Genomic DNA, 23,333 nt, shown 5'->3' on the forward strand with positions numbered 1-23,333 from the left:
GGTGGCGAGGAAAAGCAAACGACCCGACTCTTTTCCCGCATTGCCACGTCGGGCCTCTGCCCGCCGCATGAGAGCGCTTGCGCGAACGGTGCCGGATCGTCGATCCGAAAGAAGGAGCAAGCCATGTCCTCGACCATGATCTGCAATGCGAGTACAACCCGCACCACCGGCTCTTTCACGCCACGCGTTCCGGCCCTCCTCGTCCGTTTTTCTGCCTTCCTCGCGAAGGAGATCCGCATTCGCCGCGACATGCGCCTTCTCGCTTCATTCGACGATGCTGCGCTCTGCGACATCGGACTGGCGAGAGGCGGCTTGGAGGATGCCCTGCGCAACGGCCGCTGCCGCTAGCAATAGTTCTCGGAATGCCTGGACCGGGGAAAACGTTTCCCACGCTATGGCGCAAACACCGTCACCGCTCCCGGCCTGATCGAAAAATGGGCCGGGGTGCTGGTGACGATTTCGCCATCCGCATTCACAGGGCGCGAGATGCGTGTGCGAATGTCGAATTCCTGCGCACGCACAGCGCGGACTTCCCGCCATGCGCCATGCTCGCCGGAGCGGAACGAACGCACCAGCAGGGCGAGCTTCCAGACCTGCCGGAATTCGAGGCTGTAGAGATCGAGATGCCCGTCATCGATGGCAGCATCTTTCTCCACCGCATTGCCGCCGCCATAGTAGCGCCCATTACCGACGGCGATCTGCAGCGTCCGCACGCGGGCGGATTCGGTTTCGCTGGTGATGGTCGCCTTGAACGGGCGTGCCCGCATCAGCACTTTGAGCGCAACGAGCGCATAGGCCAGGCGGCCGAAACGACGCTTGATGTCGCCTGTCAGTTCCCGCGCCAGTTCTGCCGAAAGGCCGATGCTCGCCACGTTGAAGAACGGCTCGCCGTTCACGACTCCAAGATCGATCTTTCGCGTGCGCCCTGCGGCGATCACTTTCACTGCGCCGTCGATGTCGAATGGGATCTTGAGGGTCCGGGCAAGATCGTTCGCCGTTCCCATCGGCAGGACGCCGAGGGGAAGCCCGGCCTCGATCACGCCGAAGGCCGCGGCGTTGAGGGTCCCATCGCCCCCGCCCACCACGGCGCAATCCACCTTGTCCGCATAATGGGCGATGAGCGGAGCCAGCTCATGCCGGCTGCCGCACTCCTTCTGCAACGGCTCGATGCCGTGCGCCTTCAGCCGCGCAATAGCGAGATCGCGCCGGGCGGCGCCCGAGCGGCTCCTGGCATTGATGATGAGAAGGGCGCGTTTGGGAGGCTTCATGAACCTCCAGATGTGAAGGCTTGAGCATATCCACAAGGCCCCGCGACGGGGCCATGCAACCGGGGCAGTTGCCAAGCGGCCGTTTCGGCTCGATAACCCATCCCACGCATGGAGACTGATGCATGACCCTCACCGTCGCGGTCCAGATGGATCCCATCCAGAACATCAAGATCACGGGCGATTCGACCTTCGCCATGCTTTTGGAGGCGCAGCGGCGGGGATACCGGCTGTTGCACTATACGCCGGATCGTCTCTCCATGCGCGACGGCGCGATCGTCGCCTCGGCGGAACCCATCGTGGTGCGGGATGTTGAGGGCGACCATGTTTCCCTGGGTGAGCCTGAGAAGATCGACCTCTCGACGGCCGACGTTGTTTTGCTGCGTCAGGACCCGCCCTTCGACATGGCCTATATCACCACGACGCACCTTCTGGAGCGCATCCATCCGCACACGCTGGTGGTGAACGATCCCGCCCATGTGCGCAATGCGCCAGAGAAACTCTTCGTCACCGAATTCCCGCACCTGATGCCGCCGACGCTGATCTCCCGCGACAGGAAAGAGATCGAGGAATTCCGCAGCGAGCACGGCGACGTGGTGATGAAGCCGCTTTACGGCAACGGCGGCGCGGCGGTGTTCAAGGTGGGGCGTGAAGATCCGAATTTCGGCTCACTCTACGATCTGTTTTCCGTCACCTTCCGCGAGCCCTGGGTGATCCAACGATTCCTGCCGAAGGTGAGCGAGGGCGACAAGCGCATCATCCTCATCGACGGCGAGGCGGCGGGCGCGATCAACCGCGTTCCGGCGGCCAACGACATCCGCTCCAACATGGTGCGGGGCGGCGCGGCAAAGCCCGCCGATCTGACTTCGCGCGAGCGGGAAATTTGCGAAACCATCGGCCCGCACCTGAAAAAGATGGGCCAGATCTTCGTCGGCATCGACGTGATCGACGGCAACCTGACCGAGATCAACGTCACCTCTCCGACCGGCCTTCGCGCCATCAAGCGCCTCGGCGGGCCGGATCTGACGGTGATGCTCTGGGATGCGATCGAGAGAAACATCACTCGCGGGACGTGAGCGTCGCCCGGCGAACGTCTTCAAGCCGCGAGTTCCGCAATCACTGCATTGAGCACAGGGAAACCTTCGCGCGTGACGGAGAGCCGCGCATCGTCTCGCCGCGCGAGCATTCCCGCTTCCCGTAAGACGCGCACGCGCTTCTCATCGAGTGTGCGGCCCGTGAAGGCGGTGTAGCGTTGAGGGTCGATACCCTCTTTCAGGCGAAGGCCCATGAGGAGGAATTCGTCGCCTTCGGATTCGGAGGACAGCACTTCCTCATCGATGATGCCGTGCCCTTCCCGTTCCACGCTCGCAAGCCACGTCTCGGGGTGCTTTTCCGTCTGCGTCGCAAGGCGCGCATTGCCTGTCACAAGACGACCATGCGCGCCGGGGCCGATGCCCGCATACTCGCCATAGCGCCAGTAGAGAAGATTGTGCCGCGATTCCGCGCCGGGCCGCGCGTGGTTCGAAACCTCGTAAGCGGGAAGCCCGTGCTTCTCGCAGATCTCCTGCGTGAGATCGTAGAGCGCGCGCGCTTCATCATCTCCCGGCACGACAAGCTTGCCTGCCTGATGCAGGCGCTCGAACCATGTGCCGGGCTCGATGGTAAGCTGATAGAGCGAGAGATGTTCGACGGCGTAGGAAATCGCCCGCTCCAGTTCCGCCTTCCACGCCTGCGGCGTCTGGTCGGGGCGCGCGTAAATGAGGTCGTAGGAGTAACGCTCGAAGATCGAGGCGGCGATCTTCACGGCGTCGAGCGCCTCATCGACACTGTGCATGCGCCCGAGGCGGCGCAGGTCATGATCGTTGAGCGCCTGCACGCCAAGCGACACGCGGTTGATGCCAGCCGCGCGATAGCCGCGAAAACGCTCCGCTTCCACGCTGGTCGGGTTGGCCTCGAGGGTCACCTCCGCATTCGGGTCGATGGCCCAGGCTCCACCGATGGCATCGAGCAGCGCGCCGACCGTTTCCGGCTTCATGAGAGATGGCGTTCCCCCACCGAAGAAGATGCTGGAGACCGTGCGCCCCGGAATCCGCGCCGCCGTGTGGGCGATCTCCCGGCGGAAGGCCGCGACGAACCGTTCCTGGTCCACCGGCTGATGGCGGACATGGCTGTTGAAGTCGCAATAGGGGCACTTTGAAGCGCAGAAGGGCCAGTGCACATAGACACCGAAACCGACATCGCGCGTCGGATGATCGATCATGGGCCGTATATGGCATCTTCCGCGCATCCCGTCACGGTTGCTCTTTGCCGCGATGAGACCCTGAACAGACTGGCGTCCTCGGCCCGGGCGGCCTAATTGTTTATCGACAGAGAAACCGGCGAGTTCCTTTTGCATGCGCCACTGGCACAGCCCCTTCGACAAGCGTGGCTACCACCACGGCAATCTGAAAGAGGCGCTGATCGAGGCGGCCCAACGCTTCATCGCGGAGCGCGGGCTCGGCGGCTTCACGCTGGCCGATGCAGCCAAGCTCGTCGGCGTCACGCCCGCCGCGCTCTATCGCCACTTTCGCGGGCGCGATGCGCTGGTCGCGGAGGTGGCGTTTCGCGGTTTCAAGGATCTCGGCGAGCGGCTCGGCCGGGCGCTTGCCGGGGAAGGCACCCCGCTCGAACGCTTCACGCGGATGGGCGAGGCCTACCTCACCTTCGCCGAGCAGGAGCCCGGCTATTACTTGGCCATGTTCTCACCACAGGTGAGCGAGGGCGAAAAAGCGCCGAAGCAGCCGGTTGCGCCTGGTGTCCGGCCGCCGGAAACCGCGTTCGACTTTCTGGTGCGCGCCCTCTCCGAGACCTTCCCGAGCGGCTTCAAGGATGTTGACGTGCGGTTCATTGCCCTCGAGGTCTGGGCGCTCTCCCACGGCATCGCGACCCTCGACGCCGCCGGGCAATTGCCGAGGGGCCCCGGCTTGCCGGACAAGTACGAGCTTTTGCGCGCAGGCGTCCTCGCCCTTGTCCACGGCGCGCTCCAGAAGGGCGGGAAGTAGCGGCCACTTTTCGGCGGAACAGCCAAGCCCTGCTTTCCCAACCCACCACCAGGTAAAGGCTTTCGTAGGACCCCCTGCCTGCCGCACTTCGCCGTCCCGCTTGCGCTCCTCCCCTCGACTCCGCGTCTGACGCCCTGCCCTCACCGCGCCTGCCTTTGTCGCAGCCCTGTCGCACCCCTTGAAAGCGGGTCCTCCCTTCCGCATGTAAATGTTGTTTGCATTAACATGCGGGATCCAGCCATGACTTGCTCGTCTTCTGCCTCCTACCATTCGTCCGCGTGGAACGCGGGCGCCGAACCGGGTTCTGAGCACGGCGCTCGCCACCACCGCTGCGGCGGGCCGCCGCGCCGGGCGCTCGAAATCATCGGGGTCATCGTCGCGTTCTTCTGGTTCTGGCCGCTGGCCGTCGCCTACCTGGTCTGGCGGGTTGCAGGCCGCCCGAAGGCGAGCGAGATGCGGGCTTTCTTCGAGGATAATTTCTCGCGCTTCCGCGAAACGTTCTCCGGCGGCCCTGCCGGTGGGTTCGGCTATGGCCCCGGCGGCACCGGCAACTCGGCCTTCGAGGAATATCGCCGGGCAGAGCTGAAGCGGCTCGAAGAGGAGCGCCGCCGCCTCGATGAGGAGGCCCGCGCTTTCGCGAGCTTCGTCGAGGACCTGAAGCGCGCCAAGGACCGCGAGGAGTTCGACGCCTTCATGGCCAAGCGCCGGGCGGAGAACAACGGCTCAGGCGTCTAAAACGAAAGAGGCGGAGCGCTTCGGGTGCTCCGCCTTTTCTTCATGCCCGGGAGAGGCAGCCCGCCGCCAGGCTGAGGAAGGCCCGCGCACGATGGGAGAGCGCCGTGGGTTCGCTCTGCGACCAATCGATCCCGTGTTTCTCTTCCGATGAGATCTCACCGAAGGTTTTCGCAAACCCATCGGGCTGGAACAGTGGATCGTAACCGAAGCCCTGATTGCCGCGCGGCGGCCAGACGACCTCGCCGAAAACGCGCCCCTCGAACAGCTCTTCATGTCCATCGGGCCATGCGATGACGAGGGCCGAGGTGAAATGGGCCCGGCGGTTGCCGTTCGCATCCACGCCGCGCTTCTGAAGTTCCTTCTCGACACGGGCCATCGCCGCCGGAAAGTCCTTGTTCGGCCCCGCCCAGTTCGCCGTGAACAATCCCGGCGCACCATCCAGCGCATCGACGCAGAGCCCTGAATCGTCGGAGAGCGCGGGCAGGCCGGTTGCTTTTGCGGCAGCATGCGCCTTGATGGCCGCGTTCTCGGAGAACATGAAGCCGGTCTCGTCCGGCTCCGGCAGGCCAAGCTCACCCGCCGAGACGGCCTCCACCCCGAACGGGGCGAGCAGTTCCTGCATTTCACGCAATTTGCCCGCGTTGTGCGTGGCGATGACGACCTTGCCGGTCAGGGGGCGATGCATCGAAAGATCCTCAGGCCACGGCCTTCTTCTGCATCTCGATGAGCTGCGCCGTTCCGGCCTTGGCGAGCCGCAGGAGGCTCAGGAATTCCTCCTCGGAGAAGGGCTTTCCTTCCGCCGTGCCCTGCACTTCGACGATGCCGCCCGAGCCGGTGATGACGAAATTCGCATCAGTCTCGGCGGAGGAATCCTCGGCGTAGTCGAGATCGAGAACCGGTGTGCCCTTGAAGATGCCGCAGGAAATGGCGGCGACGGGTTCGCGCAAGGGGTTGATCGAGATGATCGAGCGGCCCTGCATCCAGGTGAAGCACTCATGCAGCGCGACCCAGGCCCCGGTGATCGAGGCCGTGCGGGTGCCGCCATCGGCCTGAATGACATCGCAATCCACCACGATCTGCCGCTCGCCGATGGCGGGCAGGTTCACGACCGCGCGGAGCGAGCGGCCAATCAGGCGCTGGATTTCCTGCGTGCGGCCCGAAGGCTTGCCCGAATTGACCTCGCGCTTGGTGCGCTCGTGCGTCGCGCGGGGCAGCATGGCGTATTCCGCCGTGACCCAGCCCTTGCCGGTGCCGCGCAGCCACGGCGGCCCCTTTTCTTCGAGGGAGGCGGTGCAGAGCACGCGGGTATTGCCGAAGGAAACGAGGCAGGAGCCTTCCGCATAGCGCGCGACGCCGCGTTCGAGAGTGACGGGGCGCATTTCGTCGGGCGCGCGGTTGGATGGGCGCATGAACTCGTTCTCCATGAAAAAAGAGAAGGCTTCCTAGATTTTATTGGCCGCCACGGCAAGCGATCAGCCCGACAAGCGCCGCGACCCAAGCATTTCGTGCCAATAATGTTACGAAACATATGACTCTGCGCTTGCATAGACCAGCGCCACTCCGCACATATGAACCTCAGGATTCACCACCACGACGCCATGACAGTCCCGGGACGCTTTCATTCCTCCGCCGAGAACCGCGCCGCAACGGAGCTGAGCGAACGCTCGCGCGAGATTTTCCGGCAGATCGTCGAGAGCTACCTCACGACCGGCGAGCCGGTCGGCTCGCGCAATCTGGCGCGCATCCTGCCCATGACGCTTTCCCCTGCCTCGATCCGCAACGTCATGTCGGATCTGGAGGCCGCGGGCCTGATCTTCGCCCCTCATACCAGCGCCGGACGCCTGCCCACCGAGATGGGCCTGCGGTTCTTCGTGGACGCCATGATGGAGATCGGCGACGTCACCAGCGAGGAGCGGGCGCGCATCGAAGCCCAGATGAAGGCCGCCGCCTCCGGCCATACGCTGGAGACGGCCCTTGCCGAAGCCTCGACGCTGTTGTCCGGCGTCTCGCGCGGCGCGGGGGTGGTGCTCACTTCGAAATCGAACGCAAAACTGAAGCATATCGAATTCGTGCGCCTCGACCCGGCCCGTGCGCTCGTGGTTCTCGTGTCCGACGACGGCTCGGTGGAAAACCGCCTGCTCGACCTGCCCGCTGGCCTGCCCGCCGGAGCCTTGATCGAAGCCGGAAACTACCTCAATGCCCGCATCAAAGGCCGCACGCTGGCCGACTTGAGGGGCGAGATCGAGGCGACCCGCGCCAACATGGAGCAGGAGCTCGACGCGCTCACGGCAAAGCTCGTCAATGCGGGCCTTGCCACCACCGTCGGCTCCTCCGACACGCGCCAGCTCATCGTGCGCGGACAGGCCAATCTTCTGGAGGACCTGAAGGCGGCGGACGATCTCGACCGCATCCGCCTGCTCTTCGCCGACCTCGAAACCCAGACGGACGTGATCGACCTTCTCACCCGTGCCGAAGGCGGCGAGGGCGTGCGGATCTTCATCGGCTCGGAGAACAAGCTGTTCTCGCTCTCCGGCTCATCGCTCATCGCCGCGCCTTTCCGCGACGGCAGCCAGAAGATCGTCGGCGTTCTGGGCGTCATCGGTCCGACACGGCTGAACTATGCCCGCATCGTCCCGATGGTCGATTATACGGCCAGGGTCATTTCGCGGATCCTGGAAAAGGGCCGTTAACCGGGCTGTGGAGCCACCCGCCCAGAGCGTCACCCTCACGCGACACCGCCTTCGCTTGGCTTATGCGGCCCATGCTGCTATTGCCGCGAGCAACAGATCTTTTGGTATTTGCAAGCTTAAATGACCGCCCGCACCTTCGATAACATCCGGAACTTCTCCATCGTCGCCCATATCGATCATGGAAAGTCGACGCTCGCCGACCGTCTGATCCAGACGACCGGGGCGCTTTCCGCGCGCGAAATGACGGAGCAGGTGCTCGACAGCATGGACATCGAGCGCGAGCGCGGCATTACCATCAAGGCGCAGACCGTGCGCCTCGAATACAAGGCCGAGGACGGCAAGACGTATATCCTCAACCTCATGGACACCCCCGGCCACGTGGACTTCGCGTATGAGGTTTCGCGATCGCTGGCCGCCTGCGAGGGCTCGCTTCTCGTGGTGGACGCCTCTCAGGGCGTGGAGGCCCAGACGCTCGCCAACGTCTATCAGGCTATCGACGCCAACCATGAGATCGTGCCCGTTCTCAACAAGATCGACCTGCCTGCCGCCGACCCGGACCGGATCAAGGAGCAGATCGAGGAAGTGATCGGGATCGACGCTTCGGACGCGGTTCCGATTTCGGCCAAGACGGGCATCAATATCGAGGGCGTTCTGGAAGCCATCGTCAAGAAGCTGCCGCCGCCGAAGGGCGACGAGAATGCGCCGCTCAAGGCCATGCTCGTCGATTCCTGGTACGACGCCTATCTCGGCGTGGTCGTGCTCGTGCGCATCATCGACGGCACCCTGAAGAAGGGCCAGAGCATCAAGATGATGGGCACCGGTGCCGTCTACGGCGTCGACAAGGTCGGCGTGTTCCGGCCCAAGATGACTGATGTGGACGTGCTCGGCCCCGGCGAGGTCGGCTTCCTCACCGCCTCGATCAAGGAAGTGTCCGACACCCGCGTCGGCGACACCATCACCGACGAGCGCAAGCCCACCGCCGAGGCGCTGCCCGGTTTCAAGCCCGTGCAGCCGGTGGTGTTCTGCGGCCTCTTTCCCGTGGACGCAGCCGAGTTCGAAAACCTGCGCGCCGCCATGGGCAAGCTGCGCCTGAACGATGCGAGCTTCTCCTACGAAATGGAGACATCCGCCGCGCTCGGCTTCGGCTTCCGCTGCGGCTTCCTCGGCCTTCTGCACCTCGAGATCATTCAGGAGCGCCTGGAGCGCGAGTTCAACCTCGACCTCATCTCCACCGCGCCGAGCGTTGTCTACCACCTCAACATGAGCGACGGCGCGACGATAGAGCTTCACAACCCGGCGGATATGCCGGACGTCATGAAGATCGAAACCATCGAGGAGCCGTGGATCCGCGCCACGATCCTGACGCCGGACGATTATCTCGGCTCCGTGCTCAAGCTCTGCCAGGACCGCCGCGGCATCCAGATCGACCTCAACTATGTCGGCAAGCGCGCAATGGTGGTCTACGACCTGCCGCTGAACGAGGTGGTGTTCGATTTCTACGATCGCCTGAAGTCGATCTCGAAGGGCTATGCCTCCTTCGACTATCACATCTCCGATTATCGCGAGGGCGACCTCGTGAAGATGTCCGTTCTCGTCAACGCCGAACCGGTGGACGCGCTCTCCATGCTCGTGCACCGCACCCGCGCGGAGAGCCGCGGCCGCGCCATGTGCGAGAAGCTCAAGGACCTCATCCCGCCGCACCTGTTCCAGATTCCGATCCAGGCGGCCATCGGCGGCAAGATCATCGCCCGCGAAACCATCCGCGCGCTCCGCAAGGACGTGACCGCCAAGTGCTACGGCGGCGACGCCTCGCGCAAGCGCAAGCTGCTCGACAAGCAGAAGGAAGGCAAGAAGCGCATGCGCCAGTTCGGCAAGGTCGACATCCCGCAGGAAGCCTTCATCGCCGCGCTCAAGATGGATTCGTAAGGCGTCCCGTCTTAAACCGTCGCCGCGCGGCGGCCCGACGCGTCGATTACAAGCTCCCCGTCCTCCTTCCGGAACTCGCCGAGTTGCGGCACCGGCAGGATGTCGAGCACGGCCTCCGACGGGCGGCAGAGCTTGACCCCGAAGGGCGTCACCACGATGGGGCGTTCGATCAGGATGGGATGCTCCATCATGGCATCGAGCAATTGGTCGTCTGTCAGGGCCGGATTGTCGAGGCCGAGTTCGGCGTAAGGCGTGCCCTTCTTGCGGAGCACGTCCCGGACATTGAGTCCCATACGCTCGATCAGCTGGCGCAGCAGAAGGCGCGTCGGCGGGGTCTTCAGATACTCGATGATATGCGGCTCAACTCCCGCATTGCGGATGAGCCCGATGGTGTTGCGCGACGTTCCGCAAAGCGGGTTGTGGTAGACGATCACATCCATCGTGACCTCCTGATATTCGAAAGACGGTTCAAGCCCGCAAGACGCGCTCTTTACGCTGGCCGCGCTCGTACCAATCCTGGCTTCCGTTGACGATATAGACCACTGAGAGCATCACCGGCACTTCGACGAGAACGCCGACGACAGTCGCGAGCGCTGCGCCCGATTGAAAGCCGAACAGGCTGATGGCGGCGGCAACTGCGAGCTCGAAGAAATTGCTCGCGCCGATCAGCGCGGACGGCCCTGCAACGCAATGCTTCTCGCCACTCAATCGATTGAGCAGATAGGCGAGCCCCGCATTGAAATAGACCTGGATCAGGATCGGCACAGCGAGAAGCGCAATGACAAGCGGCTGCGCGAGGATCTGCCCGCCCTGGAAGCCGAACAGCAACACCAGCGTGGCGAGCAGCGCCAGAAGCGAGAGCGGCTGCAGGGCCGAAAGAAGCCCGGTGAGTGCCGCTTCTCCACCCCGCGCCAGGACGTACTTGCGCACAACCTGCGCGGCGATCACCGGCGCGACGATATAGAGCACGACCGACAGCGTGAGCGTATTCCACGGCACTGTGATCGCGGAAAGGCCGAGCAGGAGCCCGACGACCGGGGCGAACGCGATCACCATGATGACGTCGTTGAGCGCAACCTGGGAGAGCGTGAAATGCGGCTCGCCTTTCGTGAGATTGCTCCACACGAACACCATCGCGGTGCACGGCGCGGCAGCCAGGATGATAAGGCCCGCAATGTAAGAGTCGATCTGCTCCGCCGGCAGGTAGGATCGGAACAGATATCCGATGAAGAACCATCCCAGCGCCGCCATTGAGAACGGCTTGACCGCCCAGTTGACGAAGAGCGTCACGCCGATGCCGCGCCAATGCTCGCGCACCTGATGCAACGCGGCGAAGTCGATCTTCACCAGCATCGGCACGATCATCAGCCAGATCAACACCGCGACAGGCAGATTGACCTTGGCGATTTCCATCGAGCCGATGGCATGGAACACACCCGGCGCGAGATGCCCAAGCACAACGCCCACGACGATGCAAAGCGCGACCCAGAGCGTGAGATAGCGTTCGAAAAATGACATCAGACGCTTTCCTAAGCTTTGTCTTGAGAGGGGCAGCAGGGCGAGAGGTCCGCGATCAACGGGGCGCAGATCTCAGGACGGCCTCCGCAGCAATCCTTGAGCAGAAACGTCGTCATGCCCCGCAATCCCCCAAGATCCGCCCTGTAGACGATGGAGCGCCCATTCCGCTTTGCCTGCACAAGCCCGGCGCGGGTCAGCACGGCAAGATGAGCCGACATGGTGTTGTGCGGCACCGCCAGCGCCTGCGCCACCTCCCCCGCCGGCATGCCCTTCGGCTCATGAGCGACAAGAAGCCGGAACACATCAAGCCGGGTCGTCTGCGCCAAAGCCGCAAGGGCGAGAATGGTTTGCTCTTTGTCCATATGTCTGGACTTATCGACATATTAGATCAAAGACAAGCTCAAAATCGAGATGAGGCACGGGAAATCCCTTGGCAGATACGCGCTGCAAGCGTGTCGGCTTCGTACTTGAGTTGACCGCCCGTGACGCTACCTCGGAGGGAAGCAGAATGCTGGAGACGGCAAATGCCCATGATCCCTCGCCTTTTGACGGTGACCGCTCTCCTGATGAGCGCAAGCAGCGCTTTCGCCGCGACCTGCCGCGATCCGGCAGGGTTTGAAAAATGGCTCGCCGACATCCGCGTGGAAGCCGCCGAGCAGGGCATTTCCGCCGAAGCGATCCGCTCAGGGTTGGGCGGCGTCACGTTCGATCAGAGCGTGATCCGCAAGGATCGCGGCCAGGGAGTCTTCAAGCAGAGCTTCGAACAGTTTTCCGGGCGCATGGTCTCCCCCTATCGGTTGAGAATGGGTGCGAGCCTGCTGAAGAAGCATGCCGGAACACTCGCACGGATCGAGGATCGCTATGGTGTGCCGCCGGAAATTCTCGTGGCGATCTGGGGGCTGGAGAGCGATTTCGGCGCGGTAAAGGGAAACATGGCGACGGTCCGCTCGGTCGCGACACTCGCTTACGATTGCCGCCGCACCGAGATGTTTCAGGCGCAATTGTTCGACGCCTTGCGCATCGTCCAGCATGGGGACCTGACCCCGGCGGAAATGCGCGGAGCCTGGGCGGGCGAACTCGGCCAGACCCAGTTCATGCCGTCGTCTTATATCAAATACGCGGTTGATTTCGACGGTGACGGAAGAGCCGATCTTCTGCACAGCCCGGCCGATGTGCTCGCCTCCACCGCGAATTATCTCAAAGGGCACGGCTGGGTGCGTGGCGCGGATTGGGCTCCCGATGCGCCGAACTTCGACGCCTTGCGGGCGTGGAACAAGTCCACGGTCTATTCGCGTACGGTCGGCTATTTCGCGAGCCGCCTCGCGGAAGGCCGCGAGGCGCGCGTCGGTCAGTGAGCGGGCGCTTCACGCGCCCGCATCGCACCGGCCTCGTTACCCGCGAGCGCGGGAGCGGATCATGAAGTTATCGTAGGCGTATTCCGCGACCTGGAACCAGAGATATTCCTCGCCGCGGAACGCCTTATAGCTGTCATAGATCTTCTTGAAGTCGGCGTTCTTGGCGCTGAGATCGTCATAGATCTCGTTTGCCGCCTTGTAGGCCTGTTCCATGATGTCCTGCGGGAAGGCGCGAAGCTGCGCGTTCGCTCCGATCAGGCGGCGCAGGGCAGCCGGGTTACGGGCATCGTACTTCGCCTGCGTGTCGCCATTGACGTAGCCCGACGCCGCCTGCAGCGCGGCCTGGTAGGCCTTCGGCAATTCGTTCCACCTCTGCAGATTGATGAAGAAGTGAATCGCCGGGCCGCCCTCCCAGAAGCCGGGATAGTAGTAATAAGGAGCGACCTTGTTCAGGCCGAGCTTCTCATCGTCGTAAGGCGCGACCCATTCGGCGGCATCGATGGTGCCGCGCTCGAGCGAGGGATAGAGATCGCCGCCGGCGATCTGCTGCGGCACCACGCCGAGCTTCGCCATGATCTGCCCCGCGAGACCCGCGATGCGCATCTTCAATCCCACAAGATCCTGAACGCTCTTGATCTCCTTGCGAAACCACCCGCCCATCTGCGCGCCCGTGTTGCCGGCGACGAGCGCGTAGAGATTCGACTTGGCATAGAACTCGTTCAGAAGCTGGTTTCCGTCGCCATGATAGAGCCACGCATTGGTCTGGCGGGAATTCATGCCGAAGGGAAGCGTGGTGCCGATCGCGTAGGTCGGGTCCTTGCCGATATAATAATAAGAGCAGGTATGGGCCATCTCGACGGTGTTGTTGGTCACCGCATCGAGCGCCTGCGGCGTGCCGACGATCTCACCCGAGGCGAAGGTCTGGATCTGGAACTTTCCGTCGGTCGCCTCGCTCACGAGTTTGGCCAGAAGCTCGCCACCGCCGAAAAGCGTGTCGAGCGACTTCGGGAAACCGGAAGTCAGGCGCCATTTGACCTCGGGCATCGCCTGGGCGATCGCGGGTTTGGCAATGGCTCCCGCAGCCACGCCAAGCGTGGCCGCCTGCATGAAGGAGCGGCGTTTCATGGGGTCATCCTTTCGCAAACAAACGCTTCGCGAGATGTCCGAGACAGAAAATTTCAAACAACGGTCGCGAAACGCAAAACTCGAATGCGCCCCTATAACGGGCCGAGCACGGGGAGGCAGCCCCACGAGAGCAGGGAGTTCATGCGCGGGGCGCATAGGTGAAGCCCCTCTCTCAGCCGGCCGGCTTCGGGCATCAAGTCTCGGGGCTGATGAAGGTTCCGCGCGTTACTGGACCACGGTGACCTTTTCCGCCGCCCGCGTCAGGCCGGTATAAAGCCAGCGGCTGCGGTGCTCGCGGAAGGCATACGACTCGTCGAACAGCATCAGGTCGTTCCATTGCGAGCCTTGCGCCTTGTGGACGGTGAGCGCGTAGCCGAACGTGAACTCATCGGACTCCCGGCGCAGCGTGTAAGCAAGATCTTCCTCGCCGCCTTCGAAGAAGGCCTTGTGCACGGCAACCTCCACGGGCTTTCGCCCATCGTCGTCCGCCACCACGTCCATGCGGACGAAATCGTTGCGCAGACCGCGCAGCGCATGGATCTTCCACGTACCGCCGTTGAGAAGCCCCTTGGTCTTGTCGTTGCGCAGACACACGAGCTTCTCGCCCGCCGCCGGCATCGGATCCCGATAGCCGTTCAGCTCACGCAGGCGCGTATTATAAAGACGCCGCGTCTTGTTGAGCCCGACAAGAACCTGATCGGCCCCCATGACCATGTCGGCGTCGATCTCGCGGCGACCGATGACGCGGCTCTCGCCATAGCTTCCCCGCTCCAGCCGTCCGCCCTCGCGCACTTTCATCGACAGATGAATGATGGGATTGTCCTGCGCCTGGCGATGGACATCGGTGAGCATCACGTCGGGCTCCGCCTCCGTGAAGAAGCCTCCGCCTTTCACAGGCGGCAACTGCGCCGGATCGCCGAGCACGAGGACGGGTTGCCCGAAGGAGAGGAGATCGCGGCCGAGCTCCTCATCCACCATCGAGCATTCGTCGATCACGATCAGGTCCACCTTCGCCGCCGGGCTCTGCCGGTTGAGCACGAATTGCGGGCCGCCCTCATCCGACTCACGCGAACGGTAGATCAGTGAGTGAATGGTGGAGGCGTTCTCGCAACCCTTGCTGCGCAGGACGAGCGCCGCCTTGCCGGTATAGGCACCGAAGGCGACATCGCCATCCACGCCCTCGGCGATGTGGCGCGCGAGAGTCGTCTTGCCGGTTCCGGCATAGCCGAAGAGACGGAAGACCGGACGGTCCCCGCGGCGCAGCCATTCGGCGACAGCCTTGAGCGCGGCATCCTGTTGCGGCGACCAACTCATGCGGATCGAACCTCCCGGCGCAAGCTGTAGAACAGCCCGGCAATGATACAGCCACTTCCGATAAACACGAACGGATCGAGCGGCTCGCCATAGAGCTTCCAGCCGACGAGCGCGATCAGCGGAATGCGCAGGAAATCGAGCGGCACGACCATCGTGGCGTCACCGTGGCGATAAGCGTTGGTGAGGCAGACATGCGAGAGCAGCCCGCCAAGGCAGATGCCGGCCAGCGGCAAGATCTGTGAGGGCTCGAGCCGGAGCCAGAACGCGGATCGGACCCAGGCGAGATTGAGCGGCAGCTGGATCACGTTCATGAAGAAGATGATCGAAAAGGTGCTCTCCGTCGCCGTGAGCTTCTTCGTCATGATGGCGACAAGCGCGAAGGAGAAGGCGACGGCGAGGACGAGGAGACTCGCCGGCTGCAGGGTCTCCACGCCGGGCCGCAGAATGACCAGGACGCCGATGAAACCGAGCATGATGGCGACGAGACGCCCGCGCGTCATGCGCTCGTTCAGAAGCGGAATCGCCAGCAGGGCGACCCAGGCAGGAGATGTGAATTCGAGTGCGAAAACTGTCGCGAGCGGCAGCAGCGTGAGGCTGAAGGCCCACGCATCCGTGCCCGCAAAATGAATCCCGTTGCGCAGAAGATGCAGCGTGAATCGCCGAGGTCTCAAACCTGGCCGCAACTCCGGCCTCACCAGCGCCGCCCCCAGCAGGATCAGGATGCCGGCGGCATTGCGCATCGACAGGATCTCGAACACCGAGAAGCTGCCGGACAAACCGCGCACGCCGATCGCCGTCGCGGAGAATGCGAGAAGCGCGCCGGACATCCAGAAAACGACGGCGAAAATGTTGCGATGGGGCACGGCGATCCTGACGGTTTGAGCCGCCCTGAATTAGCCGGAAGGACGCGCGGCGTGAAGAGCGCGCCAGCATATCGAGAGCGTTCAATTCCGCATCGCGTGCGCCTCGCACGATCCGAATGTGCAGATTGATTCGCCCGACCTGTACCTATGAATAGGCCGTGGCGAGGGTCAAAATCGACGCAGATGACTCATCCTGACTCGTCGCGTGAAAAAAAATTGATCGACCGTTTTCATGCGCGACGACGACTCTCGATGCGCGCGCCTCACGACTCCTTCACGCATGCGGGCAACAAAGAGCGGCGCGTTTTCGTCTATACTTCAACACGTTGAAAAGATTTATTTTTTCGCTTCATTTCCGACGCTCCGCCGGCGTTTTCAAGCTCATTCGCAAGATGTTTTGGAAGTGCGCCGAGCGACTCATGCACGACTCAGCCATGGCTTCTTTCACGCAAGCCCGCATGCTCCATCAACAAAAAGTATCCACAGGAATTGTGCTTCTTCTACTTTCTACACTTTCCGTTAATCGGAACCCGCTTGGTATAACGACGTTGCCTTGCAAAAGCGTCACGGTTGCACGCGAAGGCCCTTGAAGGAGGCTGTCATGCCGACAGATGATAAGACGAACCCGCTGACACAGCTGTTCACGGGTGATTTTGGTGCGACCAGCACCTCGAAGAAGAAGAGCGGAAAGAAGGGCGCGAAGTCCCGCAAGTCTGCCGCGAAGAAGACGACTGCCAAGAAGGCCGTCGCCAAGAGCGCAAAGCCGGCTGCCAAGAAGACCACCGCCAAGAAGTCCGCTGCGAAGAAGACCGCTGCCAAGAAGACGGTAGCCAAGTCCGCTGCGAAGAAGACCGCCGCTAAGAAGACGACTGCCAAGAAGACCGCCAAGAAGGCTGTCGCTAAGAAGGTTGTCGCCAAGAAGGCGGTTGCCAAGAAGAGCGTCGCCAAGAAGGCCGTCGCTAAGAAGGTTGTCGCCAAGAAGAGCGTCGCCAAGAAGACCGCCAAGAAGGCCGTCGCTAAGAAGGCTGTCGCCAAGAAGGCGGTTGCCAAGAAGAGCGTCGCCAAGAAGGCTGTCGCTAAGAAGAGCGCCGCGAAGAAGACCGTCGCCAAGGCCGCCAAGCGCGGAGCTACGAAGGCCCGTTCGACCGCGAAGGCTGCCAAGAAGACCGCCGCCCGCTCCTCGAGCCGCGCTGCCGTCAAGAGCGCGACCTCGAAGACCCGCGCCGCCAAGTCTTCCGCTAAGAAGACCACGAAGCGCGCCGCTGCCGCCTCGAGCCGCACCTCCGCGACCAAGAAGTCCGGCAAGGTCGGCGCGAAGCGCACGAGCGCCCGCAAGAAGAAGAGCTGATCTGATCGCTCTTTAGCGCCTCGCGGTACGGTTCGTCCGAGCGAGGCGTCACTGCATTCAAAACCGCCCGGTGCGAGCCGGGCGGTTTTTATTTGTGCGGAAGCGTCCCGATAGACGGGATCGACCCGGCGCGACGGGCGAGCTAGCGCCCGGGGCTCATCGGGTCGTCTTCGTCCCAATAAGGCGTGGCGTTGTAGTAGCGATGCACATGCTCCTCCCATTCGCGATCGTAGGAGGCGTCGCCACCCTGGGCTGTGCGGGGTGGCGCAGCCCGCAACTGGTCATCGGTCAGGTTCAGCTCATAGGCATCGAGCGCGACATTGTACTTCAGGACGCTCCAAGGGAGCGTGTAGTACTCCTCGCCCAGCCCCATGAACCCGCCGAAGCTCATCACGGCATAAGCCACCTTGCCGCTGTGCTTGTCGATCATGACCCTTTCGATGGTACCGATTTTCTCGCCATCGGAGCGGCGCACCGATGTTCCTTCCACCTTGTCGCTGGCGATGAGGCTGTGGGTTTCGCGCGCGCCCCTGCTTTGAGGTGTCATCGGCATCGGCATGGTCCTTTCTCGCTTCGATGCGCAGCCAACGCCCAGAACAAAAGGCGGGTTCCGATGGGGCGCGATGAGGCGACGCGCTTCAAATCGGTCGCCGCCTGTAGGAGAATGCGCGGCCCTTTGAGAACACGAGCGACAGGAACCCGCCCGTCAATGACAACCCTTCACTGGATGACCATCGGCCTTGGACTCGCCTTCTCCGGTCATGCCTTGGCGCAGGACAAAGGCAGCCTCAATCCAAAGCCCCTGCCAGCGATCGCCAACCCACAGGATCCAAGCGTCGCCGCCAAGGAATTGTTCGGCCGCAGCACGTCGCCAGCGGCGATGGGCCCGAACGCCATCGGCGGCTATGCGCGCGGCTGCATCGCCGGTGCAAGCGCTCTGCCGGTCGACGGGGACGCATGGCAGGTCATGCGTCTTTCGCGCAATCGCAACTGGGGCCATCCGCGGCTGGTCGCCTTTCTCTCGCGGCTTGCGCTGCAAGTGCCTCAGATCAACGGCTGGCCGGGGCTTCTTGTCGGCGACATGTCGCAACCGCGCGGCGGCCCGATGTTGACGGGCCACGCCTCGCATCAGCTCGGCCTCGATGCCGATGTGTGGCTGACGCCGATGCCGAACCGCCGCCTCTCACGGCTCGAACGGGAGGAGATGTCCGCGACCGACATGGTGCGCCCCGATCTTCTCGACATCGATCCATCCACATGGACGCCGCAGCACCTGCCGCTCATCCGCGCGGTGGCGAAGGAGCGCGAGGTCGCGCGGATCTTCGTCAACCCGGCGATCAAGCGGGCGCTGTGCCGCGAGGCGGGCGCTGATCGCGGTTGGCTCTCTAAAGTCAGGCCGATGTGGGGACACAACTATCACTTCCACATTCGCCTCGCCTGCCCTGCCGGTGACACAGCCTGCACGGATCAGGATCCGCCTCCCACCGGCGACGGCTGCGGAGCGGAACTGGCGAACTGGTTCACGCCGGAGATGCTGCACCCCAAGCCCGGCAAGCCCCGCCCTCCGATGACGCTGGCGCAACTCCCCGCCGAATGCCGGCAGGTGCTTTTCGCGCCCTGAACAAGCACCGTGACAAGCGGAAACGGTTGTCACGGATCATGCGTCTTTCAAGAAGAGATCGAGGCGAGAGCGTTCTGGAAACGCACCGCTATTCCTTGACGGTTTTGTGAGAGCCGCCGCCTTCGGCGATGCGGTCCGTCAACGCCAGGATGACGCCGGACCCGACGAAGACGAGATGGATTCCCACCAGCCAGCCGAGATTGCGGTCGGAGATGTTGTCCAGATTCATGAACGCCTTCAGCACCTGAATCGCGGAGATCGCGACAATGGACGAGAGCAGCTTCAACTTCAGCCCGGTGAAGTCGATCTTGCCCATCCACTCGGGCCAATCCTTATGGTCGGCGGCATCGATCTTGGAGACGAAGTTCTCGTAGCCCGAGAAGATCACGATGATGATCAGCGACCCTGTCAGCGTCAGGTCGATCAGCGTCAACACGCCGAGAATCACGTCCGCCTCGGTAGCCTGCGGCACATGCAGGACGAAGTGCCAAAGCTCCTGCAGCGCCTTGAGCATGAGAATGCCGAGGGTGACCACCAGCCCCACATAGAACGGGGCGAGAAGCCAGCGGCTGGCGAACAGAAACCGCTCCAGAACCTTCTCGATCATCGCATGCCCTCTCGATTTGCGCCTGTCGGGGGATGCCACGGGCGCGTGACATGCGCAAGACGGAAGGCGTCAGCTCTTAAGAGGCGGCGACCCCGACGCCTATCGGGCAGGACACGCCGGTGCCGCCGAGGCCGCAATAGCCATCCGGATTCTTGGCGAGATACTGCTGATGATAATCTTCGGCGAAATAGAACGCCCCCGCCGGCAGGATCTCCGTCGTGACGGGTCCGTAGCCGCTCTGCGCGAGAGCCTCGCCATAGGCCTTCTTCGCAGCCTCCGCCGCCTCACGCTGCGCATCGTTAAACACATAGATCCCGGAGCGGTATTGCGTGCCGATATCGTTGCCCTGCCGCATGCCCTGCGTCGGGTCATGGCTCTCGAAGAACGTCCTCAATAACGCATCGTAGGAAATCGCCTTCGGGTCGAAGACGACGAGCACGACCTCGTTGTGGCCGGTGAGCCCGCCGCACACCTCTTCATAGGTTGGATTGGGCGTCGGCCCGCCGGAATAGCCGACAGCCGTGACATGGACCCCCTCCCCGAGCTGCCAGAACTTGCGCTCCGCTCCCCAGAAGCAACCGAGCCCGAACAAGGCGGTCTCGAAGCCGTCAGGATAAGGCCCCTTGAGAGAGCGGCCGTTCACGAAGTGCCGCTCAGCGGTTGCGATGGCTTGAGAGCGCCCCGGCAAAGCTTCGGCGCTAGTCGGGAGATCGAGACGCTTGCGCAGATTGAACATGAGGGGCTCCTTGGCTGGACACCCTATGTAAGCGCCCTTGGCCCCGCAAACGAGCCCGTTTCACCATCTTGTGCGCTCTGCCTATCGGCTCGCCAGGTAGCCGATGGGCTCAGGCGGTTTCTGCTGGCCGAACCATAGCAGGCAAATCCCCAGGACAAAGGCGGCGATGGAGGCTGGCACCCGCAGGAGATCGACCAGGACAGGGTCCCAAAGCCAGAGGCCGAGATTCTGCGTCACGACAGCCTGCAGGCGGGGAATCGCCTGCGACGACAACGCCTCGACAACCTCCCGGATCGTCGCGAGCGAGAGGGCGTTGTTGACAAGAGACCGGGTGCCATCGACCACAAGACCGACAAAACCACCGGCCACAAGCACGAGTCCCAGCAACCGAGCCAAAAGCTTCACGACACCCCTCCAAACCGAGAGGGGAACCATAGGGCGCCCGCCTCGCTTGGCAAGGCGAGCTTGGCCATTTTCCGCAGGAACGACGCGAAGAACGACTTGCCTTCCAACTCCATTTAGCGATAGAGGGACCCACACAGCATTCGGCTCGTGGCGGAAATAGCCCGAAGCCGGCGACTTCGTAACGGAGTTGCGCGCAGGAGGGGTGGCCGAGTGGTTGAAGGCGCACGCCTGGAAAGTGTGTATACGGGCAACCGTATCGCGGGTTCGAATCCCGCTCCCTCCGCCACTGTCTAACCCTTTGATATTATTCAGTTATTAAATTCCGCGCCAAGCCTGCAAGTGGCCCCGAAATGTCGGCGCTTTTCGGCAAATCGCATTCTCTGGCAAGGCGAATTCAAGACTTCAATCACCCTCTGAGCGACTGTCGAACTCACTTCCTCTTTGAATACTGCAAGGAAAAGCCCTGCCAGATGAACTCCGGCAGGGCCTCATAAAACCGCAGGTTCAGGGTTTTCGCTTTCCCTGAGCTTGGACCCGGTCGTCAAATGACGAAGAAGTCCTTGTAGGTCATCTTGAGATTCTTGGAGAGCGTGGCGATCTGCACCTGCGAAGCCGTACCGGTGCCGTCGGCATCGTAGTACAAGGCGCCCGTCTTCTTGTTGTAGATGATCCGGTCATCCTGATCATGCGCCTTCGTGCCGGCATAAAACTCGCCAGCCTGGAGCACGCCCTCCTTCGCAAGCTTCGTGAACACGCTCTTGGCCAGATGGATCGTGTCGTCCTTGACGCTGAAATCGGTGATCCTGTCCAGGTTTGCCTTGTTCACCTTGGAGGACTTCGACAGCTTCGTGTCGAACACGAAGATGTCCCTGCCCAGCCCACCCGTCAGCACATCCTGACCGGCCTCACCATAGAGCTTGTCGTTGCCGCTCTCGCCCGTCACGATATCGTCGCCTCCGCGCCCCTTGAGCACATTGCTGCCGGCATTGCCCTGGATGGAGTTAGCCGTGTCGCTTCCAACCAGAGAGATGCTGGCCACGCCGAATATACTGTCCGTCCGGAGGTTCTCGACTTCCGCCGAACGCGCGAGGGTAAAGCTCGTGTCTGCCACGACGGTATCGATGCCTCCGTTGGCGCTCTCGATCACCTGATCGCCTGCATCCACGCGGTAAAGATCGTTTCCGCCTTTTCCCTCCAGAATATCAGCGCCGAGCCCTCCAGCGAGTTCATTGTCTCCCGCATTGCCCGACAAATGATCGTTATGCGATGATCCGATGAGACCTTCTATGCTCACGAAGCTGTCACCAGCGGCTTCGCCGCCAGTTCCAACACCCGTTTCAAGGCTGGCCGTGACACCGCTTTGTGCGCCCTTATAGGAAGCAACATCGAAGCCGGTGCCACCATCAAGGGTATCTGCGCCCAATCCGCCATTGAGTTCATCCGAGCCCGCATCGCCATACAGCCGGTCCGCGCCACCGATGCCGCTGAGATGATCGTTCAAACGGGTGCCGACGAAGTTATCGCTGCTACCCGTACCAACCCAATCGAGCGGATCGATGCGGGGATCCAGCAACTGAGCCGCGCTGTACGGATTCTTGAACGAATCGTTACTCGTCCAGGTGATGATCAGGCGCCCATCCGGCACCGCAGCCAGCTCGAAACTTTCCAGCCCATCCCAATACTTTCCGCTCACCACAGTGTATTCGTCACTGTCATGCTGCCCAAATTTATCGAACGTGACCACACGGATGGAAGCCTCACGGCTGGATGAGGGTCCGTCGAGGCCAAGCATGTCTTGATACGCGACAGCAAAACCGCCATTGGGCAGCGCCGTAAGGGACGGCCAGCGCTGGTAATCCCGTTCAGTAATGTTGATCTGGAAATCGTCACCGGATGCTGTCCCGTCCGCGGTATAGATTCGACCGCGAATCGAATAGCCCGATCCATCTCCTAAAACTTCGGATCTCTCGGTATAGGCGACGACAAACCGCCCATCGGCAAGTACGGTGACGCTGGGCCGAAAAGCTTTACTTCCAACCGTTTCATTGACGGTGAAGCCACCAGTGTCGACCAGTGTCCCATCCGGCCGGCAAATATAGCCGCGAATGGAGGAGCCTAGCTCACTTGTGATGACGACATAATTGCCGTTCTTCAGAGTTGCCAGACTCTCCGGCGTTCCAGACCCGACGGAAAACACGCCTCCAATGGCGCTTCCGGTTGCATCGTATCGCTGAATTTCCGTGGAAACGGACGCTTCGTCCGAAGCGGAATAGCTGAGAACGAAGCTGCCATCGTTCATAGCCGTCAGCACGGAGTTGGATTTATACGATCCAACCACCGGAGCATGCCGAACCGGGCTACCCGCACCTGCAGCATCGAACGCTCGGTAAAATACCTCCGACGTCAACTCTTCGCCGACGGATCCGAGCTGAGTCCAGGACACGGCGAAGCCACCATTCGCTAGCGCGACAACATCCGGATCGTTGTTGTAGATCGCATTCGCACTGGCGTTCGATGCCCTGTCGACGATGATCTCAGAGCCGAACTTTTCGCCGTTGGCGTAGAAGCGCTGGGCATGCACGGTCGAAATCACCGTCTCTTCGCCCGTCTCCGGATCGTTGACAATCGAACTATCCTCGCCCCAGACGAAAACGAAAGTTCCATCCTTGAGTACAGCCGTAGCGCTGTTGGTAGACAACGTGCCTGTGGCATTAAGCTTGAAGAACGGAGCGACTGGAACGGGAGTTGCCATGGCATAATCCTTTGAGGATGCGATTATTCGGC

24 protein-coding genes and 1 tRNA gene are annotated in these 23,333 nt (G+C 62.3%); 10 read left to right on the forward strand and 15 right to left on the reverse strand.

Translation table 11 applies throughout. The annotated features are described in order from the left end of the window. The first annotated feature begins 123 nt into the window (after nt 1–123). A complete protein-coding gene (locus DQW91_RS16675; protein WP_157961460.1) occupies nt 124–348 on the forward strand; it encodes a hypothetical protein in 225 nt (74 codons plus the stop codon). 44 nt (nt 349–392) lie between these two features. On the opposite strand, the gene DQW91_RS14580 is transcribed toward DQW91_RS16675, so the two are convergent. Then, nucleotides 393–1,268: a lipid kinase gene (locus tag DQW91_RS14580; protein ID WP_112664383.1), complete on the reverse strand. Its 876-nt coding sequence runs from the start codon at nt 1,266–1,268 to the stop codon at nt 393–395. A 122-nt stretch (nt 1,269–1,390) separates the two neighbouring features. Here DQW91_RS14580 and gshB point away from each other — a divergent pair, with 122 nt between their 5' ends. Further along, entirely contained in the window at nt 1,391–2,341 is a 951-nt protein-coding gene (gene gshB, locus DQW91_RS14585; RefSeq protein WP_112664384.1) for a glutathione synthase, read from the forward strand. Nucleotides 2,342–2,361: 20 nt separating this feature from the next. On the opposite strand, the gene hemW is transcribed toward gshB, so the two are convergent. Further along, on the reverse strand, nt 2,362–3,525 hold the full coding sequence (hemW, locus tag DQW91_RS14590) for a radical SAM family heme chaperone HemW (RefSeq protein ID WP_112664385.1): 1,164 nt from the start codon (nt 3,523–3,525) through the stop codon (nt 2,362–2,364). A 133-nt stretch (nt 3,526–3,658) separates the two neighbouring features. Between hemW and DQW91_RS14595 the strand changes: the two genes are divergently transcribed. Continuing rightward, entirely contained in the window at nt 3,659–4,306 is a 648-nt protein-coding gene (locus DQW91_RS14595) for a TetR/AcrR family transcriptional regulator (protein ID WP_112664386.1), read from the forward strand. Between the two features lie 240 nt (nt 4,307–4,546). Continuing rightward, nucleotides 4,547–5,041 carry a DUF2852 domain-containing protein gene (locus tag DQW91_RS14600; RefSeq protein ID WP_112664387.1) on the forward strand — a complete coding sequence of 165 codons (495 nt, stop codon included), beginning with the start codon at nt 4,547–4,549 and terminating at the stop codon, nt 5,039–5,041. Nucleotides 5,042–5,081: 40 nt separating this feature from the next. On the opposite strand, the gene rdgB is transcribed toward DQW91_RS14600, so the two are convergent. Together rdgB and rph are read right to left on the reverse strand one after the other, a co-directional pair. Further along, a complete protein-coding gene (gene rdgB, locus DQW91_RS14605; RefSeq protein WP_112664388.1) occupies nt 5,082–5,726 on the reverse strand; it encodes an RdgB/HAM1 family non-canonical purine NTP pyrophosphatase in 645 nt (214 codons plus the stop codon). A 10-nt stretch (nt 5,727–5,736) separates the two neighbouring features. After that, nucleotides 5,737–6,450, reverse strand: coding sequence for a ribonuclease PH (rph, locus tag DQW91_RS14610; protein WP_112664463.1), 714 nt, complete (start codon nt 6,448–6,450; stop codon nt 5,737–5,739). 171 nt (nt 6,451–6,621) lie between these two features. Here rph and hrcA point away from each other — a divergent pair, with 171 nt between their 5' ends. Both hrcA and lepA read left to right on the forward strand, forming a co-directional pair. Then, a complete protein-coding gene (gene hrcA, locus DQW91_RS14615) occupies nt 6,622–7,731 on the forward strand; it encodes a heat-inducible transcriptional repressor HrcA (protein ID WP_425373406.1) in 1,110 nt (369 codons plus the stop codon). A 120-nt stretch (nt 7,732–7,851) separates the two neighbouring features. After that, nucleotides 7,852–9,657, forward strand: a complete 1,806-nt coding sequence (gene lepA, locus DQW91_RS14620; protein ID WP_112664389.1) for a translation elongation factor 4 — start codon at nt 7,852–7,854, stop codon at nt 9,655–9,657. Nucleotides 9,658–9,668: 11 nt separating this feature from the next. Here lepA and arsC read toward each other — a convergent pair whose 3' ends face one another. Genes arsC through DQW91_RS14635 form a run of 3 tightly spaced genes read right to left on the reverse strand, consistent with a single transcriptional unit; the run spans nt 9,669 to nt 11,537 of the window. Then, complete coding sequence (arsC, locus tag DQW91_RS14625) at nt 9,669–10,097, reverse strand: arsenate reductase (glutaredoxin) (protein WP_112664390.1); 429 nt, start codon at nt 10,095–10,097, stop codon at nt 9,669–9,671. 28 nt (nt 10,098–10,125) lie between these two features. Next, nucleotides 10,126–11,175: an ACR3 family arsenite efflux transporter gene (gene arsB, locus DQW91_RS14630; protein ID WP_112664391.1), complete on the reverse strand. Its 1,050-nt coding sequence runs from the start codon at nt 11,173–11,175 to the stop codon at nt 10,126–10,128. Nucleotides 11,176–11,186: 11 nt separating this feature from the next. Beyond that, entirely contained in the window at nt 11,187–11,537 is a 351-nt protein-coding gene (locus tag DQW91_RS14635) for an ArsR/SmtB family transcription factor (RefSeq protein WP_112664392.1), read from the reverse strand. A gap of 162 nt (nt 11,538–11,699) precedes the next feature. On the opposite strand from DQW91_RS14635, the gene DQW91_RS14640 reads away from it, so the two are divergent. Next, entirely contained in the window at nt 11,700–12,530 is an 831-nt protein-coding gene (locus DQW91_RS14640) for a lytic murein transglycosylase (protein WP_112664393.1), read from the forward strand. 36 nt (nt 12,531–12,566) lie between these two features. Here DQW91_RS14640 and DQW91_RS14645 read toward each other — a convergent pair whose 3' ends face one another. The 3 genes from DQW91_RS14645 to DQW91_RS14655 all read right to left on the reverse strand — a co-directional run bounded on the left by DQW91_RS14645 (nt 12,567) and on the right by DQW91_RS14655 (nt 15,832). After that, nucleotides 12,567–13,655, reverse strand: a complete 1,089-nt coding sequence (locus DQW91_RS14645) for a TRAP transporter substrate-binding protein (protein WP_112664394.1) — start codon at nt 13,653–13,655, stop codon at nt 12,567–12,569. Between the two features lie 225 nt (nt 13,656–13,880). Further along, on the reverse strand, nt 13,881–14,969 hold the full coding sequence (locus tag DQW91_RS14650) for an ATP-dependent DNA helicase (protein ID WP_112664395.1): 1,089 nt from the start codon (nt 14,967–14,969) through the stop codon (nt 13,881–13,883). Then, entirely contained in the window at nt 14,966–15,832 is an 867-nt protein-coding gene (locus DQW91_RS14655) for a DMT family transporter (protein ID WP_112664396.1), read from the reverse strand. Before DQW91_RS14655 ends, DQW91_RS14650 begins: the two co-directional genes overlap by 4 nt. Before the next feature lie 601 nt (nt 15,833–16,433). Here DQW91_RS14655 and DQW91_RS14660 point away from each other — a divergent pair. Then, a complete protein-coding gene (locus DQW91_RS14660) occupies nt 16,434–17,180 on the forward strand; it encodes a histone H1-like repetitive region-containing protein (protein ID WP_112664397.1) in 747 nt (248 codons plus the stop codon). 142 nt (nt 17,181–17,322) lie between these two features. Here DQW91_RS14660 and DQW91_RS14665 read toward each other — a convergent pair whose 3' ends face one another. Continuing rightward, a complete protein-coding gene (locus tag DQW91_RS14665; protein ID WP_198411874.1) occupies nt 17,323–17,733 on the reverse strand; it encodes a PRC-barrel domain-containing protein in 411 nt (136 codons plus the stop codon). 156 nt (nt 17,734–17,889) lie between these two features. On the opposite strand from DQW91_RS14665, the gene mepA reads away from it, so the two are divergent. Beyond that, on the forward strand, nt 17,890–18,801 hold the full coding sequence (mepA, locus tag DQW91_RS14670; RefSeq protein WP_112664399.1) for a penicillin-insensitive murein endopeptidase: 912 nt from the start codon (nt 17,890–17,892) through the stop codon (nt 18,799–18,801). An 88-nt stretch (nt 18,802–18,889) separates the two neighbouring features. On the opposite strand, the gene DQW91_RS14675 is transcribed toward mepA, so the two are convergent. The 3 genes from DQW91_RS14675 to DQW91_RS14685 all read right to left on the reverse strand — a co-directional run bounded on the left by DQW91_RS14675 (nt 18,890) and on the right by DQW91_RS14685 (nt 20,549). After that, nucleotides 18,890–19,408, reverse strand: a complete 519-nt coding sequence (locus tag DQW91_RS14675) for a TIGR00645 family protein (RefSeq protein ID WP_112664400.1) — start codon at nt 19,406–19,408, stop codon at nt 18,890–18,892. A gap of 76 nt (nt 19,409–19,484) precedes the next feature. Next, entirely contained in the window at nt 19,485–20,144 is a 660-nt protein-coding gene (msrA, locus tag DQW91_RS14680; protein WP_112664401.1) for a peptide-methionine (S)-S-oxide reductase MsrA, read from the reverse strand. 81 nt (nt 20,145–20,225) lie between these two features. After that, on the reverse strand, nt 20,226–20,549 hold the full coding sequence (locus tag DQW91_RS14685) for a PetM family of cytochrome b6f complex subunit 7 (RefSeq protein ID WP_157961461.1): 324 nt from the start codon (nt 20,547–20,549) through the stop codon (nt 20,226–20,228). A 196-nt stretch (nt 20,550–20,745) separates the two neighbouring features. Between DQW91_RS14685 and DQW91_RS14690 the strand changes: the two genes are divergently transcribed. After that, a tRNA-Ser gene (locus tag DQW91_RS14690) sits at nt 20,746–20,835 on the forward strand. A 255-nt stretch (nt 20,836–21,090) separates the two neighbouring features. On the opposite strand, the gene DQW91_RS14695 is transcribed toward DQW91_RS14690, so the two are convergent. Continuing rightward, the gene (locus DQW91_RS14695) at nt 21,091–23,301 is read right to left on the reverse strand and encodes a calcium-binding protein (protein ID WP_198411875.1); all 2,211 of its coding nucleotides are present in this window, start codon (nt 23,299–23,301) and stop codon (nt 21,091–21,093) included. Between the last annotated feature and the right edge of the window lie 32 nt (nt 23,302–23,333).

The sequence above is a fragment of the Microvirga flavescens genome (assembly GCF_003290125.1).
Taxonomy (GTDB): domain Bacteria; phylum Pseudomonadota; class Alphaproteobacteria; order Rhizobiales; family Beijerinckiaceae; genus Microvirga; species Microvirga flavescens.

Coding starts and splice junctions, on each gene's coding strand:
- DQW91_RS16675 (WP_157961460.1), top strand. CDS start 124: ATGTCCTCGACCATGATCTGCAATGCGAGTACAACCCGCACCACCGGC.
- DQW91_RS14580 (WP_112664383.1), bottom strand. CDS start 1,268: ATGAAGCCTCCCAAACGCGCCCTTCTCATCATCAATGCCAGGAGCCGC.
- gshB (WP_112664384.1), top strand. CDS start 1,391: ATGACCCTCACCGTCGCGGTCCAGATGGATCCCATCCAGAACATCAAG.
- hemW (WP_112664385.1), bottom strand. CDS start 3,525: ATGATCGATCATCCGACGCGCGATGTCGGTTTCGGTGTCTATGTGCAC.
- DQW91_RS14595 (WP_112664386.1), top strand. CDS start 3,659: ATGCGCCACTGGCACAGCCCCTTCGACAAGCGTGGCTACCACCACGGC.
- DQW91_RS14600 (WP_112664387.1), top strand. CDS start 4,547: ATGACTTGCTCGTCTTCTGCCTCCTACCATTCGTCCGCGTGGAACGCG.
- rdgB (WP_112664388.1), bottom strand. CDS start 5,726: ATGCATCGCCCCCTGACCGGCAAGGTCGTCATCGCCACGCACAACGCG.
- rph (WP_112664463.1), bottom strand. CDS start 6,450: ATGCGCCCATCCAACCGCGCGCCCGACGAAATGCGCCCCGTCACTCTC.
- lepA (WP_112664389.1), top strand. CDS start 7,852: ATGACCGCCCGCACCTTCGATAACATCCGGAACTTCTCCATCGTCGCC.
- arsC (WP_112664390.1), bottom strand. CDS start 10,097: ATGGATGTGATCGTCTACCACAACCCGCTTTGCGGAACGTCGCGCAAC.
- arsB (WP_112664391.1), bottom strand. CDS start 11,175: ATGTCATTTTTCGAACGCTATCTCACGCTCTGGGTCGCGCTTTGCATC.
- DQW91_RS14635 (WP_112664392.1), bottom strand. CDS start 11,537: ATGGACAAAGAGCAAACCATTCTCGCCCTTGCGGCTTTGGCGCAGACG.
- DQW91_RS14640 (WP_112664393.1), top strand. CDS start 11,700: ATGCCCATGATCCCTCGCCTTTTGACGGTGACCGCTCTCCTGATGAGC.
- DQW91_RS14645 (WP_112664394.1), bottom strand. CDS start 13,655: ATGAAACGCCGCTCCTTCATGCAGGCGGCCACGCTTGGCGTGGCTGCG.
- DQW91_RS14650 (WP_112664395.1), bottom strand. CDS start 14,969: ATGAGTTGGTCGCCGCAACAGGATGCCGCGCTCAAGGCTGTCGCCGAA.
- DQW91_RS14660 (WP_112664397.1), top strand. CDS start 16,434: ATGCCGACAGATGATAAGACGAACCCGCTGACACAGCTGTTCACGGGT.
- DQW91_RS14665 (WP_198411874.1), bottom strand. CDS start 17,733: ATGCCGATGACACCTCAAAGCAGGGGCGCGCGCGAAACCCACAGCCTC.
- mepA (WP_112664399.1), top strand. CDS start 17,890: ATGACAACCCTTCACTGGATGACCATCGGCCTTGGACTCGCCTTCTCC.
- DQW91_RS14675 (WP_112664400.1), bottom strand. CDS start 19,408: ATGATCGAGAAGGTTCTGGAGCGGTTTCTGTTCGCCAGCCGCTGGCTT.
- msrA (WP_112664401.1), bottom strand. CDS start 20,144: ATGTTCAATCTGCGCAAGCGTCTCGATCTCCCGACTAGCGCCGAAGCT.
- DQW91_RS14695 (WP_198411875.1), bottom strand. CDS start 23,301: ATGGCAACTCCCGTTCCAGTCGCTCCGTTCTTCAAGCTTAATGCCACA.